The sequence below is a fragment of the Marivita cryptomonadis genome, assembly GCF_002115725.1.
GTDB classification, from domain to species: domain Bacteria; phylum Pseudomonadota; class Alphaproteobacteria; order Rhodobacterales; family Rhodobacteraceae; genus Marivita; species Marivita cryptomonadis.
The window spans coordinates 1-16,626 of sequence record NZ_JFKD01000010.1; the positions used below are offsets into that span (position 1 = coordinate 1).

A 16,626-nucleotide genomic window follows, 5' to 3' on the forward strand; every position below is an offset into this window, starting at 1 on the left:
TGCGGCGCTTTGCCGAGACCGTCAAATCGGAAATTGACCAAAGTCGCGTGGTATATGTCGAATATTCGAACGAGGTTTGGAATTTTATTTTCGAACAGGCGCATTGGGCCGGCCAGCAAGCGGAAAAGCTGTGGGGCGAAACCGGTGATGGATGGGTTCAATTCTACGGCTACAAAGCCGCATCCGCGATGAAGATCTGGACAGATGTTTACGCTGAAGACGCAGAAGCACGGCTGAATAGGGTCGTTTCCGTGCACACTGGATGGCCTGAACTGGAGCAGTCGATCCTCCTTGGAGACCGGGCTCAAGCTGCACTTGGTTTTGCTCCTGTACAGATGTTCGATTCCTATGCAGTCACAGGATATTTTGCAGGAGAGCTTGGGCAGCCAGGCACGCTGGACACAGCATTCAAGACATCGCTATCCAAGGCCGAAACAGACGGACGTGCAAAAGGATTATCGCGTGTTGCCCTGCGTGAATATATAAATGAGCACCGTTTCGATGGCATGCATCAGATGGCTGCGGAAATCGTCAAAACCGGATCGTTGCGCGAATTGACTGAAGAGACGTGGCCCTACCACGCGAGGGTGGCATCACGACATGGGCTTGAGTTCATTATGTACGAAGGTGGCACCCATGCAACGCCCACGTTTGATTCGGTTGAAGATGAGCAGCTGGTCGATTTTCTGATCACTTTCAACTACTCGCCCGAGATGGCGGACATTTATCGCGAAGCGCTCTCCGCTTGGGGCGGACTGACCGACAGCCCTTTCAATGTCTTTGTGGACGTCGCAGGACCAAGCAAGTGGGGCAGTTGGGGCGCATTGCGCCACTTGAGCGACGACAATCCCCGCTGGCGCGTCGTTGATCCCGCCGAAACAAGCACCACTAAAAATTAAGGAGCGCGCTACCGTTTGTCCATAAAGATGACAACATCCTGTGCGACTGCAGCCTTTGTACGGCCGCGCCGGAAGAAATGGGAAATACCTTGCCATGCCGCAAAACTCGCGCGGTCAGACCGCCGACAGGATGCCGCTTCTGAGCGTGCTTATCCCGGCGTCGAATGAAGAAGCGTTGATTGAACAGTGCCTTGCGTCGGTGCTCAACAGTGGGTGGCAGAAAGACGCTCCGTTCGAGACGATCGTGATCTCGAATGGTTGTCGTGACAGGACTGCTGAAAAAGCGATTTCCATGCAGGGCCTGTTTGCCGAACGTGGACTTTGTCTACAGGTGCTTGATCGGAAGGAAGGTGGCAAGCTCGGGGCGTTGAATGCCGGGGATCACATCGCCCGTGCCCCGATCCGGGTGTACCTTGATGCGGATGTCGTGGTTTCGAAGGAGCTCATGTCGCAGCTTTTCGAGGTGCTCGATACCTCCGAGCCTCGTTATGCAAGCGGCACACTTTTGCTTGCTGCGGCCGACACCTGGGCGACACGCGCTTATGCACGCATCTACGCGCAGGTTCCTTTCATGAAACACGGGGTGCCGGGTGCCGGAGTCTTTGCTGTCAATGCAGCAGGTCGCATGCGGTGGGGGGCTTTTCCAAATATCATTTCGGACGATACGTTTGTGCGGCTTAGCTTTCGACCCGAAGAGCGCGTGGGTGTCGACGCAACCTATTCATGGCCCTTGGTCGAAGGTTTGGGCAACCTGATCCGTGTTCGGCGGCGCCAGAATGCGGGTGTCGACGAAATCCGCGAATACCATCCTGACCTGCTACGAAATGATGACAAACCGCCCTTTCCCATCAAGGACAAATTGATGCTCGCGATGCGTGATCCGCTGGGTTTTGCAGTCTATTCCGGGGTCGCGCTTCTGGTGCGCATGACGGCAGACCGGGCAAGCGGATGGACTCGCGGCCGCTAGGCATGTGGCTGATGGCAGCGCATCTTGCGACGCTATGTGCTGTCTGAACGTCGTGCATCGACACCACCGCTTTCGTGCAAGATGCATAAAGAACAAACGATTTTTGCCGTTTATCCCAAGAGAATGGCTGCGACGCCACCGCGCGCCCAACTTTGATCATATTTATGCAATAATGGTAGACATCTGGGAATAGGGTATGGCCATGACGGAACAAACAGCTGCGCCAATTCTGGGCGCAGATGCCGATATTGCCATCGTCGGCATGTCTGCCCATCTGCCAGGGGCGACATCGCTGGCGCAATATTGGCGAAACTTGCGGGACGGCGTCACTTCGATACGCCGGCTGTCAGATGAGGAATTGACCGAGGCCGGTGTGTCGCCGGGCCTTTTGAGACATCGTGACTATGTGCCATTCGCCGCCCGTCTCGAACAATTCGATCATTTCGATGCAGAGTTTTTTGGCTTGTCGCCGAAGGATGCCGCGATCATGGATCCCCAGCATCGTCAGTTTCTTGAATGCGCATGGGAAGCACTTGAGAACGCCGGCCATATGCCCGAACGCCATGATGGGCGCATCGGCGTGTTCGGGGGCTGCGGCATGGGCAGCTATTTCTATTTCAATCTGTGTTCGAACGCCGAACTGGTCGAAAACACCGGCATGTTCCTTTTGCGTCATACCGGCAATGATAAGGATTTTCTGACCACTCGGGTCAGCCACATATTCGATCTGGATGGTCCATCCGTCACGGTACAAACCGCGTGTTCCACGTCGCTTGTTGCCACGCATTACGCGTGTCAGTCGTTGCTTAACGGGGAATGTGATCTTGCATTGGCGGGTGGGGCGACAATCGAATTGCCGCATGGGCAAGGCTATCTCTACAAAGAGAACGAGATTCTATCTCCCGATGGTCAATGCCACGCATTCGATCATCGCGCCAAGGGAACGGTTTTCGGATCAGGGGCCGGGATTGTCGTGCTGCGCCGATTGTCGGATGCGCTTGCCGATGGCGACCACATCTGGGCGGTCATCAAGGGAAGCGCAGTCAACAATGACGGTGCTGCGAAAGCGGGGTATCTTGCGCCATCGGTCGAAGGTCAGGCCGATGCCATCGCCGAGGCGCACGCCATCGCCGGGGTCACTGCTGACAGCATCGATTATGTGGAGTGTCATGGCACAGGAACCTATCTTGGGGATCCTATCGAAGTCGCCGCGCTAACCCAGGCGTTTCAGGCGACAAGCGATCAGACAGGATACTGCCGGATCGGGTCGGTCAAGACCAATATCGGGCATCTGGATACCGCAGCGGGCGTGGCCAGTCTGATCAAGGCGACGATGGCGCTGCATCATGGCCAGATGCCGCCAAGCCTCGGTTTCGAAAAGCCTAACCCGACGATCGATTTCGAGCATTCTCCGTTTCGGGTGAACGACAGATTGTCGGATTGGCCACGCCGTGATCATCCGCGCAGGGCAGGTGTCAATTCTCTTGGTGTGGGCGGCACCAATGCGCATGTGGTGCTTGAGGAAGCCCCCGCCGCACAAGTTTCGGAACAGGGCGACTGGCCGTTCCAGATCATTACGGTGTCCGGCCGAAACAAAGCCGCGCTTGATGCAAACGCGGCACGGCTGGCGGCGCATCTGCGCGCCAACCCGGACCAACCTATCGCCGACGTTGCATGGACGCTCAAAACGGGGCGGCGCGCATTTGAAAAACGACGCATTGTCATGGCGCAGGATCATCTTGAAGCGGCACAGCGGCTCGAACAGGCCGACCCGCGTCGTGTTCATACGCATGATGCGCTGTCACGACCGGATATGGTGTTCCTGTTCCCCGGCGGTGGGGCGCAATTTGTCGGCATGGGGCGCGACCTTTACGAGACAGAGCCCGTCTTTGCCGAGTGGATGGATCGCGGACTCGCCCATCTGGAAACGCTTGAGGCGCGTGATATCAAAGCCCTCTGGCTGCCCGAACCCGGAAGTGAAGAGCAGGCTGCAGAAGACCTGCGACAACCGTCGTTGCAACTGCCGCTGATCATGATCGTGGAATACGCTCTTGCACAGCTTTGGATGAGCTGGGGCGTTCAGCCCGCCGCGCTTGCCGGTCATTCGATGGGGGAAAACACAGCTGCCTGCGTCGCGGGTGTGATGTCATTCGAGGACTGTATCGGCTTGGTGCATCTGCGTGGCACATTGTTTGATGGGGTTGAAAAGGGCGGCATGATTTCAGTCGCGCTACCGGCTGCAGAGTTGAAACCTCTTCTCGGAGACGCGCTTGACCTCGGTGCGGTGAACAGTCCCGGGCTGAGCGTCGCCTCTGGTCCGCGGGCGGCCTTGATGACGCTTGAGACGGAACTCGCACACCGCGAGATCGATTTTCAGCCAATTCCCATCGACATCGCGGCGCACTCGCGGATGTTGGAACCAATTCTGGAAAGGTTCCGTGCGTATCTCGAACAGATACCTCTGAGCCCGCCGACTATCCCGATCACGTCAAACCAAACGGGTCTGATGATGACGGATGAACAGGCAACCAGCCCGGATTACTGGGTGTCGCACTTGCGGGGCACGGTCATGTTTGCCCAGTGCTTGGACACGCTGTCGGACAAGCAAAGCAGAATTTTCCTTGAAGTGGGGCCGGGCAAGGCACTGTCTGCTCTGGCACGGCAATGCGAAGGCATTCAGGCCAACCAGGTGCTGTCTAGTCTGCGTCACCCGGAAGAAGAGATCGAAGACGATCGCCATATGTTCGAAGTGCTGGGACGCATCTGGGCTTTGGGCGGGGATTTTGACTGGGCGCAAGTCTGGGGTGATGCCCGGCGCAATCGCGTGCCTTTGCCGACCTACGCCTTCCAAAGATCACGCTATTTCATCGAACCGGGGCGCGCTCAGGATAATAAAGTGTCAAGCTTCCTGACCCGGATCGAGGGTGTCGAAAACTGGGGCTGGACTCCGGTCTGGCGACCGAAATACGCCGCAGCACCGATTGATGTTCGCAGTGAATTGCACAAGGCCGATCTGCAAAGTTGGCTGGTTTTCATGGATGACGCGGGGGTCGCAAGCGCGGCTGCGAAACGTTTGCGCGCCGCTGGGCATTCCATCGTCGAAGTCTGGCCGGGTGACAGTTTCGCACGTTTGGATGACACCACCTATGTGCTGGCCCCCGAACGCGGCCGCGAAGGGTATGATCTGTTGTTCCGCGATATGCTGTCGCGGGGGTTGGTGCCTAGCCGGATCGCACATTTCTGGGGTGTCACCAAAGACGACAGTCATCGTCCGGGGTCGAGCTTTTTCCACCGTGTGCAAGAGCACGGATTTTATTCCCTGATGTTCATAGCGCAGGCGATTGCGGATGACACATTGCCGAAACCGACCCAGATCACCGTCTTCACGAATGGTGCGGCCGCCTTTCGTCAGGAAAAATTGCGATCACCGGAAAAGGCGATCATTGCGGGGCCGGTCCGCGTCATTCCCCGTGAGATACCGGGGCTAACCGTTTCGTCGATCGACCTGGATGTTCCGGCAAAGCCGTCGATGAAACTGTTCGGCGGACAGCAAGCTGTGCTTCGATCGCAGCAGGCATGGGACAGTCTGACGGATCAGGTTATCGAGGACATGATCGCCGATCCGAACTCGGTTGTTGCTGTCTTGCGCGCTGGGCGCCGTTACGAACAAGCGCTTCAGAAAACCACCCTCGTGACAGCAGGTGACCCACCGATCAGAGCGGGCGGTGTGTACCTGATCACAGGCGGATTTGGGGGGATTGGTCTTTCGGTATCCAACATGCTGGCCGAGCAAGGTTGCACGCTGGTGCTGACGGCCCGTGATCCGTTGCCGAGCCGCGACACATGGGATCACTACCTGCAACGCCATGCGCCTCAGGACAAACTGTCCCGTCGTATCCGCGCGGTCCAAGATCTGGAAGCGCTTGGTGCAACCGTCGAGCCACATGCGGCGGATGTCTGCAATCTTCCCGACATGAAAACCGTGGTTGATGCCACCGTTGCGCGGTATGGGCGCATAGACGGTGTCATTCATGCGGCCGGTCTGATGGAGGATGCGCCGCTTCTCGCCAAATCCACGGGGTCGATCGAAAAGGTATTCTCGTCGAAAATCCATGGAACCAAGGTTCTTGATCAGTTGTTCCCTGACGGTTCGACCGACTTCATTGTACTGTTTGCTTCCTCGTCGACGCAAACCGCACCAGCGGGTCAGATCGACTATGTCGCGGCCAACGAATACCTTAATGCCTATGCGCACGCGCGGCGGGGAAACAAGACCAAGGTTCTGGCGATCAACTGGGGCATTTGGGCCGATGTGGGCATGGCGGCATCGGCTTTGGCAAACCGCATCGGTGAGACCGATCCCATCACACTCAGTCCCGTGGATCTGCCGCTTTTGGACAAAACTGGGTTCGATCCATCTGGCCATCGGATTTTTGAATCCAAGTACACAACCGAACATTGGTTTATTGATCAGCACCGCACGAAACAGGGGGATGCCCTGTTTCCCGGCGCCGGGTATCTGACCCTCGCATCGAAAGCACTTCGAGGGCAGGGCGAAACCGATAGTTTTGCCATCCGAAACATGACCTTCCTCCGACCTCTGCACGTACCAGATGGAGGAGAGCGCGACATTCGGGTGCGGTTGATGCGGCGCGATGACGGATATCACATGGATGTTCTCGGAAGCTGTATGTTGGACGGCCGCAATGGCTTTGTGCCGATTGTGACGGCGGATCTGTCGCTTATTCCCGAAGCCGAACCCAAGCCTATCAATCTGTCTGCCATCCGTGATCGGTGTGGTGCAGCACGCACCGCAAGCAGTGGCAGCAAGCTTGCGGCAGCTCAGGAAACACAACTTGCATTCGGACCAAGCTGGAAAGTCCTCGACACCTGTGCTTATGGCGACCGTGAAGGCATAGCCGACTTGTCTCTGAATGCGGCTATCCAGCAGGACAAGGACTTGCACTTCCATCCAGGTCTGCTCGACATTGCGACTGGATGGGCGATGGAGTTGATTGAAGGCTATCGCGCAGACAAGCTTTGGGTTCCTGTGTCGTACGACACGGTCCGCGTCTACCATCGGTTCCCCGAACGCATCGTCAGTTGGGTCCGGTCTTCTGGCAGCAATCGCAATGTTGATGAAACCGCTTCCTTTGATATCACCATTGCGATGCCGGACGGAACGGTCTGCATGGAGATCGAAGATTTCTCGATCAAGCGGCTGTCTGATATGTCGTCGCTGTCTGCCCCGGTCAAAGTCGGCAAGACCGAATTCGAACCTGCGGATTTCAGCAAATCAACCCAGCCCTTGTCACCCGCCGAAGAGCGGTTTCAGCACAATCTGTCCCAAGGTATTCCGCCCGCAGAGGGTGCAGATGCATTCATGCGGGCATTGGCACAAAACGATCCACAGATCTTTGTTTCGTCGTTGGATATGGAGGCCCTGATCCAACAGGCCGGGATCGCATCGGATTCGAAATCTGAAACGCAGAAATTTGACCGTCCGCAATTGGACGGAGACTATGTTGCGCCGGAAACCGAAATCGAACGCACGTTAGTTGATATTTGGGAAGACTTGCTGGGCGTGCAGAATGTCGGCGTCGAAGATAGTTTTTTCGATCTCGGTGGGCATTCCCTCATTGCCGTGCGCCTTTTTGCCAAGGTGCGAAAGACCTATAATGTGGACTTCCCGATTTCGATCCTGTTCGAAGCGCCGACCATCCGGGCCTGTGCCTCTTTGATCAAGGAACGTACTGGAATTTCAGAGACCTCTGTCTCCGAGGTGCAGAAGCCGAAACCCAAAACGCGCCGCTTCAAGCACATCGTTGCAATGCATGACGGTGAAGGGGGTAGTAAAGCGCCCTTCTTCCTTGTGGCGGGCATGTTCGGAAATGTGTTGAATCTGCGCCATCTTGCCCAGCTCTTGGGGGCCGATCGGCCGTTCTATGGGCTACAGGCCAAAGGGTTGTATGGCGACGAAACTCCGCATACGTCGATCAAGGACGCAGCGCGCGATTACATCGCCGAAATGAAGCAGGTACAGCCGCACGGTCCCTATTTCGTTGGTGGGTTCTCAGGTGGTGGCATCACTGCCTATGAAATTGCGCAGCAACTCGAAACGATGGGGGACACTGTCGCGCTTGTGGTTCTTCTCGACACGCCCCTACCGCAGCGCCGCCCACTGAGCCGCAAGGACCGCCTGTCGATTCAGATGCAAGAGACCCGGCGCAAAGGTCTGGTTTATCCCTTCGTCTGGCTGCGCAATCGCATCCGTTGGGAAATCGAAAAGCGGAAGTCCAGCCAAGAGACACGGACCGCGCACAGCTTCCACAATGCCGAGATCGAACAAGCGTTCTTACATGCCGTTGGCAGCTATGAAGTCACACCGTGGTCGGGCCGGATTGCCTTGTTCCGCCCGCCTCTTATCGGCACTTGGACGGTGTCCGGGGGCAAACTGGTCAACCACGAGCGTGCGTATCTGTTCGATGACAACGATTGGGGGCAATACACCCCGCAAATCGAAGTGTTCGAGGTGCCGGGCGACCATGACAGCATGGTTCTTGAACCCAATGTCCGGGTTCTCGCCGGGTATTTGCGCAATGTCATCACCACGACCGAAGCGTCGATCTCTGGCAAGGGGCGGGTCTTGTCGTTCAACACAATCGAGGCAGCGGAGTAAACTGAATGACGGACATCCTTGTCGTCGTCCTGAACTACAAGACACCAGAACTGGCTGTGCAGGCAGCCCAGTCGGCTGCTGCCGCGATGAAAACGTTTGGTGGCACGATTCTGCTTGTCGACAACGACTCGCCAGATGGATCTTTCCAAAAGATGCAATTGCTGACGCAAGCTGCGGAATGGCCGGATCACCTGGATGTGCATGTTCTGCAATCCGGTCGAAACGCAGGCTTTGGCGCCGGCAATAATTTCGGCATTCAGGCAGGTCTGCAAATCTGCCCCTCAGCCGATTTTGTGTATATCCTGAACCCTGACGCTCAGGCCGAAGTCGATGCGATCGAGGCGCTTGTCGCTTACATGAACGCCACGCCCAAGGTGGCCATTGCCGGGAGCTGGGTTTACGGCGAAACTGGCGACGACCATTGCAGCGCATTCCGGTTTCCCGGTCTTGCGTCCGAGTTTGAAGCCTCTATCCGCTTTGGTCCGATCACTCGCCTGCTCAAGAAACATGTTCTGCCGATGCACATCCCCGAGGTCTCGGGGCCAGTGGGTTGGATACTTGGGGCCTCGATGCTTGTACGGACCAGCGCATTGAACGAGGTAGGTCTGTTTGACGAAACGTTCTTTCTTTACTTTGAGGAAACCGACCTCTGTCTGCGGGCTTATCGCGCCGGATACGAAGTACATTTCGTCCGCGAAAGCCGCGTGTGCCATATCGGCTCTGTAGCCACAGGTATGGGCCGGTGGAGCAGAACGCCGACTTACTGGTATCAAAGCCGGTGGTATTACTTCAGCAAAAACCACAGCCGAAGCTACGCAATCTGTGCGACTGCGCTCAATGTCGTTGGCACATCGCTCTGGCGCCTGCGTCGCCGTATCGAAGGCAAGCCGATCGTCGGGGCAAAGTGCTTTCTCAGGGACATGATTGCACATGATCTGAATGCGCTTTTCCAACCCACGCCCAATGCGACGATCCGATCTCTCGGCGTTCCGGCGGAAACATCCCTACAAACCAGCGTGGAATGATCCATGACCACATTCGATTGCATCATCATTGGTGACGAAAGCCTGACGCAACATTGCGCCGAGACACTTGTCTCTCAAGGCCACACATTGTCGGTCATTGTCACCGACAACCCTGATGTCTCGAAATGGGCAAACAGCCGGGGTGTCAGATGTGAAAGCCATGGGTCGGATTTGGCACACCGTCTGGCCGACGATCCTGTCGATTGGGTGCTCAGCATCGCCAATCTCAAGATCCTGTCCCGTGATCTGTTGTCTTTGGGCCGACACGGTGCGGTGAACTTCCATGATGGTCCTCTGCCAAAACGCGCTGGGCTCAACGCGCCGGTTTGGGCGCTCATGGAAGGCGACAAGACGCATGGGATCACATGGCATCTGATAGATGACGGGGTCGATACCGGGGATATTCTGGTGCAACGCAGCATCGACATCTCGCCGCACGACACCGCGCTGACTCTGAACACCAAGTGCTACGAAGCTGGACTGACCAGCTTTTCCGATCTGCTTCATGAGCTGACACACGGTTTGCCGAACCGCCGCGCGCAAGACATGAGCCAGCGGAGCTATCACGCTCTGACTGACCGGCCCGAAGCCAATGGAGTGCTGCGTTACGACCAATCTGTCGATCGCGCGCTTCGTACTATCCGCGCGTTGGATCATGGGACATATTGGAACCCACTATGCACGCCGAAGCTGTGGATCGGGGACGCTGTTCTGAGCATTGGCGCCGCCGCGAAAACCGACAGCAGTGCGCTGCCCGGCACAGTGATCACCGTTGATCAGACCTCGGTGACCATCGCCTTTGAAGGCGGTGCGCTGAAACTATCTGCTCTGAAATTCTTTGATGGATCGTCCTGTGATCCGCGAACACGCGTGGCTGTGGGCGATGTGCTGCCGACGATGCCCAAGCAAGACAGCGACACAATCGCGGAAACGATGCGCTCCGTTGCCAAAGCCGAAGGTCGTTGGCGTCGCACTTTGCGTGGGCTTGCGCCTCTTGCAGTGCCATTCGCGGTGTCCGCTGAGAAGGGCATGACGTCCACGGTAATCGAAGGTAAACCCGACAACTTGCGCATCGCGCTTGGCTGTGTTGTCAAACGTCTCCCACCGGGCACCGGAACCTGCATTGCGCTGTCCAATACGCACCTTGTCCAGCAGGCGGAAAGTGGAATGGTGCGACCGTGGGTTCCTTTGATGACCGCTGATCTTGCCGGGCCTCTTCCTTTTGTCGAAACCGGTATTGCTGCTGATCTTTCCCTGCGCGACCCGACTTTGACGTGGATGGAAACACCGGCACTGGGGATGTCCCAAGAGGCCGGTCCGATCCCAGGTACAGCGATCACCTTCGAACAGTCCGGTGAGACCACCACCGCGCATATCGACAGGGCGCGGATCAACCCGGAATTTGCCAAAACCCTGATCCAGCGTGTCGCGTGGGTTGCGCATCAACTGGCAGAAGGAATCGCCCCGGAAGACGTGGATATCCTTTCGCCCGCCGAACGTGATGACGTACTCGGTAACTTAAATGACACGGCTGTCGCTATGCCGGGTCCAAACACCATGCACGCAGCGTTTGAAGCGCAAGTCGCCCGCACTCCGGATGCGATCGCGCTGGTGTTCGAAAACACGGAAGTCAGCTTTGCCACGTTGAACGAACATGCCAACAGGGTGGCGCATGTTTTGCGCGGGCTTGGGGTCCAGCCCGAGACAATGGTTGGGCTGCACTGCCGTCGTGGTCCTGACCTTGTTGCAGGTGCTCTAGGTATCCTCAAGGCAGGTGGGGCCTATCTGCCTCTCGATCCCGAATATCCGCAGGACAGATTGATCCATTATCTGACGGACAGTGGGGCGCAGGTTGTGATCACTGAACATTCGATTGCATCCGATTTACCCGATACCAACGCTGAACGCGTCGTCATTGACCGTGATCCGCGACTGGCCTCTGCACGCACGCAGAACCCAGATCCTGTCGCGAGCGCTGAAAACCTTGCCTATGTGATCTATACATCTGGCTCCACCGGGGTGCCGAAAGGGGTCATGGTGGAACATCGCAATGTGATGAACTTCTACGCAGGGATGGATGCAATTGTACCGGCGGCTGATAACGCGGCATGGCTGGCCGTGACCAGCCTCAGCTTCGATATCTCGGTATTGGAACTCTTCTACACGATGGCGCGGGGCATCAAGGTTGTGCTCCCAAGCGCCAGCCAAAGGGGTGTGATATCTGGTGGTGCTGCTCGCAATAGCAGTGATGGAATGGACTTCTCGATCTACTATTGGGGCAATGACGATGGTGTTGGGCGGGACAAGTATCGGCTGCTTCTGGAAGGTGCGAAATTTGCTGATGAGAACGGGTTTTGTGCCGTTTGGACCCCTGAACGTCATTTCCATGCATTTGGCGGGCCATATCCGAACCCTTCGGTCACAGGCGCTGCCGTTGCAGGTGTGACCAAACAGATCGGTGTGCGCGCCGGAAGCTGCGTTGCGCCGCTGCATCACCCCGCTCGCATTGCCGAGGAATGGGCTGTCATTGATAACCTGACGAATGGCCGAGCGGGACTGGCCATCGCGAGCGGGTGGCAACCGGACGATTTCGTTCTGAGACCTGAGAATACGCCGCCCGACAACAAACCGGCGATGTTCGAAGCCATTGATCAGGTGCGCAAGCTGTGGCGCGGTGAACCGGTCGCATTTCCCCGCAAGGACGGGCAGATGCACGAAGTGATCACACAGCCGCGCCCGGTTTCAAAAGAATTGCCCATCTGGGTCACGACAGCCGGAAATCCCGAAACGTGGCGTGAGGCTGGTGCAAACGGCGCAAATGTCCTGACGCACCTTCTGGGGCAATCTATTGAGGAAGTCGCCGACAAGATCACCCTTTACCGCCAAGCACTGCGTGAAGCCGGGCATAATCCGGATTCGTTTACTGTCACATTGATGCTGCACACCTGTCTGGCCGAAACACGGGATCAAGCCCGCGAAATCGCGCGCGAGCCGATGAAAGACTATCTGCGCTCGGCGGCGGGTCTGATCAAGCAATATGCTTGGGCCTTCCCCGCCTTCAAAAAACCGGAAGGCGTCAAAAACGCGTTTGAACTGAACCTTGGAGATCTAAGCGAGGATGATCTCGAGGGCATTCTCGATTTCGCATTCGAGCGCTACTTCAACGAGTCCGGTTTGTTCGGGACAATCGACGATGCACTGGCCCGCGTACAGCAATTGCAGGCCATCGGTGTGTCCGAGATCGCCTGCCTTATCGATTATGGCATTGCCACGGATCAGGTGCTTACCGGGCTTAGACCGCTAGCCGAGGTCGTGCGCGAATGCGCCCCGTCTATTGACCACGAAGACAACGATTTCTCGATCGCCGCCATGCTGTCGCGTCATCACGTGACACATATGCAATGCACGCCTTCGATGGCGCGGATGATCGCAATGGATGATGACGCGCGGGCAAATTTACGGGATCTCAAACATCTCTTCCTAGGAGGAGAGGCTTTGCCCGGCGCTCTTGTGGCCGACTTGAAAAAGGCGACGGGTGCGACGATCACCAATATGTATGGCCCCACAGAAACGACGATCTGGTCGTCGTGCGAACGCGTGACCTCCGAAGAGGCAACCGTCAACATTGGGAGCCCGATTGCCAACACTCAACTGTACGTTTTGGATGACGCGCAGCACCCGGTCGGGTTCGGGGAAGAAGGCGAGCTGTGGATCGGTGGTGATGGTGTGACCCGGGGCTACTGGCAGCGCGAGGAGATGACAGCCGACAGGTTCCGCGACAATCCCTTCAGTCTTGGGCGCATGTATCGCACAGGCGATTTGGTTCAACGGAGGCCCGATGGTCGTCTGAACTTCCTTGGTCGCGCGGACACTCAGGTCAAGCTTCGCGGCTTCCGCATCGAACTGGGCGAAATCGAAAGTGCGCTTCAGGAAATTCCCGGCATCACGAATGCCGTCGTTCTGGCGCGGGAAGATACACCCGGTGATGTTCGTCTGGTGGCCTATGTGACAACGAAGACCGTAGCCGATCAAAAGGACATTCGCGCGCGCCTTTTCGCGCGCCTGCCCGATTATATGGTGCCGGCGCATGTCATGACGCTGAACGCCTTTCCTCTGACGCCGAACCAAAAGATTGACCGCAAGGCACTGCCTGCACCAAGCATCACCATTGTGCGCCCCAAGCCCAAGGTTCAAAAACCCGAACCTTCGACACGTCCGGTCGATGACGCCTTGCTGGGGCGTATTTCGGCAATATGGACCGAAGTGCTTGGTGTGCAGGCAATTCAGCCTGACGACAATTTCTTTGACCTTGGGGGCCATTCGCTCCTCGCGGTTCAAACCCATCGCGCTGTGCGGGAGCGGCTGAAGGTTGACCGGCTTTCGATCACAGACATTTTTCAGTTCCCGACTTTGTCGGCGCTCGCTGAAAGGGTGGCCAAGTTGGGAGCTGCGACATCGGCCACTCCACATTCCTCTCAGGCCCCTGCATACGAGCGACAGCCCGCACAGCAACCGGATCGAGCAAAAATTCGCGCCGATGCCATGGCACTCCGTCGCGCCATGCGGGCAAGACGGTCGGCCTGACTGATGCTAGGGAAAATGCTTCTTCTTGGTGGACTTGCAGCAATTGCTTGCGGCATCGCCGCATGGGCTTACATGTCCGGACCGAAATCACTGTCGCCCGAAGAACTGGCGGCGCGATATGAAACACCTTTGCCGCCGCCTGATGGGCCCTTGACCGTGTTTCACCTTGGGCATTCGCTGGTGGGACGCGATATGCCGGCAATGCTGGCTCAATTGGCGACACATGATCACGCGTCCCAGCTGGGATGGGGAACGCCGCTCAAGGCGCATTGGGAACCCGATGAGCCGATCCAGGGCTTTGAAGTCGAGAACGCGCATGATCATCATCGTGGGGCGCAAGAGGCATTGGCCAGCGGAGAGTTTGACGCCTTCGTCCTAACGGAAATGGTCGAGATCGAGGCCGCAATCGATTATTTCGACGCCGCGAGCTATTTCACAAAATGGGCCGCAGCGGCCAGAGGTGGAAACCCGGATATCCGGGTGTTTCTTTACGAAACTTGGCATGAGCTTGACGATCCGCAGGGGTGGTTGACGCGGCTTGATACCGACCCGGACCGTTATTGGGAGGGCGTGCTGCTGGCTCATGCGATGGCAAGTGACCCGGATAAGGCACCGATCCATGTGATCCCGGCGGGCCGGGTGCTGGCTGAATTCGTAAGACGAATTGAAGCCACCGACGGTGTTGATGGCGTCACATCCCGTGAAGACCTGTTTTCCCGACAGGAGGATGGGTCTGTAGATCCGATCCACATCAATGACCTCGGAGCATATCTGGTTGCGCTCACGCATTATGCGGTGCTCTATCACCGCTCACCTGTTGGATTGCCTGCGCAACTGATGCGCGCCGATGGCAGTCTTGCCGATGCACCTGGCCCGGATTTGGCAGCTTTGATGCAGCGCACAGTTTGGGACGTTGTGTCCGTATTGCCGGTGACCGGCATCCCGCAAAGCTGAATATCAACAGCGAATATCGCAGGTAGCATCGCCCCACTTGGAAACGCGTTGTTTCCATATCTTTCGTTTTTTGCTGTCGTAATTCCGCCTTGTTTTGACTAAATTGTGTCTTGTCCAAGGCGCGTGGTCACGATCTGACCGGAATTGGGCAAGGCGGGGGCCTTGGTACTGGAGTTGGACGCGTGCTGTATTTTCAGTCGTTCGAAGAAGTATTCTCCGCGATAAAGCGGCGATTTTGGCTTATCATGGTTATCACCTTCGTTGGGTGTGTGATCTCGCTTGTCGTGGCTTTGACCAAGGTGCCGGTCTACAACGCCATTGCCGTGGTTCAGATTGAAGATGCGCAAGTGGCGGGAACCAACACGAGCGTTGGGGCGATGGTGGACAACCGCGCTAGTCTTGATGCACGCCGCACCGTGCGCCTGATTGAGCAACGCGTGATGTCACGCGGCTCTCTTGTCGAGATCATGGACAAGTATGACCTCTTCAACGACATCCCTGGGATGACACCTGCAATGCGGCTTGATGCGATACGGCGCTCCGTCACTGTGCAGCCCATCGGTGGCGGTGAATCTTGGCAGCCTGCCCAATCGGTATCCGGGATGGTTATCACGGCCAATCTGAGCGATCCGCAAAAGGCTGCGGATGTCGCCAACGAAGTACTCGCGCGCGTAATGGACGAAGCACGCAGCCGCAGTGTGGACCGTGCGCAGGTCGAGCTTGAGTTCTTCAAAGGAGAAGAGGCCCGCATCCGCGAGGAAATCGCGGCGTCCGAAAGTGTAATTGCAGAGTTCAAATCCGCGAATGCCGAAGCACTTCCGGGAAACGTCACTATTTTGCAAGGCGAACTCACCACTCTGAACGCGTCACTTCTCAGCCTTCGTCAAGAGATCCTCGGCATCGAATCCAACCGCGCCCGCACGCTGCCCGAAGCGTTGCAGCGTGAATTTGGCCTTCTCCAGGACCAGATCAACCTGCTCGAAACCCGCACATCCGAGATCACGGCACTTCTCGCCCGTGCTCCAACCATCGAACGCGAACTGGCGTCCCTGCAGCGCGAACTGACGCAGTTGAATGAACAGTTTACCGTGATTTCCCGCCGCAAGGCGGATGCCGAGATGAGCCAAATCCTGGAAGAACAGCGGCAACTCGCACGGTTCGAGGTTTTGGAACCGGCGCTAGTGCCGACTTTCCCGGTGTCGCGCAGCAAGCGGTCAATCGCGATTATGGGCGGTATTGTGAGTGCCGTGTTCGCATTCGGTGTCGCGTTCCTTCTTGAATTGCTTAACCCGCCGATCCGCAATGCCAATCAGATGGAGCGCGTTCTTGGTCTGCGCCCGGTGATCTCGGTGCCCGTTCTGGACACCGGCTCTGCACAGCCGTCGCAAAAGAAACGCAAGGGCTGGAAGGTGGCGCTTGGGATGTTAATTGCATTGCTCGTAGGTGTGGTCGGACTTTTGGCCAAACCGTTGTCGAGCTTGCTCGGTTTCACTCTGTCACCTCGTAACGCGCAGTAAA

6 protein-coding genes and 1 pseudogene are annotated in these 16,626 nt (G+C 57.0%); all 7 read left to right on the plus strand.

Translation table 11 applies throughout. From position 1 onward, the window contains the following. Positions 1-899, plus strand: a pseudogene (locus tag MCRY_RS22895) (calcium-binding protein); the annotation flags it as partial. A 94-nt stretch (positions 900-993) separates the two neighbouring features. Then, on the plus strand, positions 994-1,866 hold the full coding sequence (locus MCRY_RS12180) for a glycosyltransferase (protein WP_238939826.1): 873 nt from the start codon (positions 994-996) through the stop codon (positions 1,864-1,866). A gap of 202 nt (positions 1,867-2,068) precedes the next feature. Continuing rightward, positions 2,069-8,545: a type I polyketide synthase gene (locus MCRY_RS12185; RefSeq protein WP_085630551.1), complete on the plus strand. Its 6,477-nt coding sequence runs from the start codon at positions 2,069-2,071 to the stop codon at positions 8,543-8,545. Between the two features lie 5 nt (positions 8,546-8,550). Then, positions 8,551-9,570 (plus strand): glycosyltransferase family 2 protein, encoded by a 1,020-nt coding sequence (locus tag MCRY_RS12190; protein WP_085630245.1) that lies wholly within the window; start codon positions 8,551-8,553, stop codon positions 9,568-9,570. 3 nt (positions 9,571-9,573) lie between these two features. Then, on the plus strand, positions 9,574-14,154 hold the full coding sequence (locus MCRY_RS12195; protein WP_085630247.1) for a MupA/Atu3671 family FMN-dependent luciferase-like monooxygenase: 4,581 nt from the start codon (positions 9,574-9,576) through the stop codon (positions 14,152-14,154). A gap of 15 nt (positions 14,155-14,169) precedes the next feature. Beyond that, positions 14,170-15,108 carry a hypothetical protein gene (locus MCRY_RS12200; RefSeq protein WP_085630249.1) on the plus strand — a complete coding sequence of 313 codons (939 nt, stop codon included), beginning with the start codon at positions 14,170-14,172 and terminating at the stop codon, positions 15,106-15,108. Between the two features lie 182 nt (positions 15,109-15,290). Beyond that, on the plus strand, positions 15,291-16,625 hold the full coding sequence (locus tag MCRY_RS12205) for a GumC family protein (RefSeq protein ID WP_085630251.1): 1,335 nt from the start codon (positions 15,291-15,293) through the stop codon (positions 16,623-16,625). The last annotated feature ends 1 nt before the right edge of the window (position 16,626 follow it).

Coding starts and splice junctions, on each gene's coding strand:
- MCRY_RS12195 (WP_085630247.1), top strand. CDS start 9,574: ATGACCACATTCGATTGCATCATCATTGGTGACGAAAGCCTGACGCAA.
- MCRY_RS12190 (WP_085630245.1), top strand. CDS start 8,551: ATGACGGACATCCTTGTCGTCGTCCTGAACTACAAGACACCAGAACTG.
- MCRY_RS12185 (WP_085630551.1), top strand. CDS start 2,069: ATGACGGAACAAACAGCTGCGCCAATTCTGGGCGCAGATGCCGATATT.
- MCRY_RS12180 (WP_238939826.1), top strand. CDS start 994: ATGCCGCAAAACTCGCGCGGTCAGACCGCCGACAGGATGCCGCTTCTG.
- MCRY_RS12200 (WP_085630249.1), top strand. CDS start 14,170: ATGCTTCTTCTTGGTGGACTTGCAGCAATTGCTTGCGGCATCGCCGCA.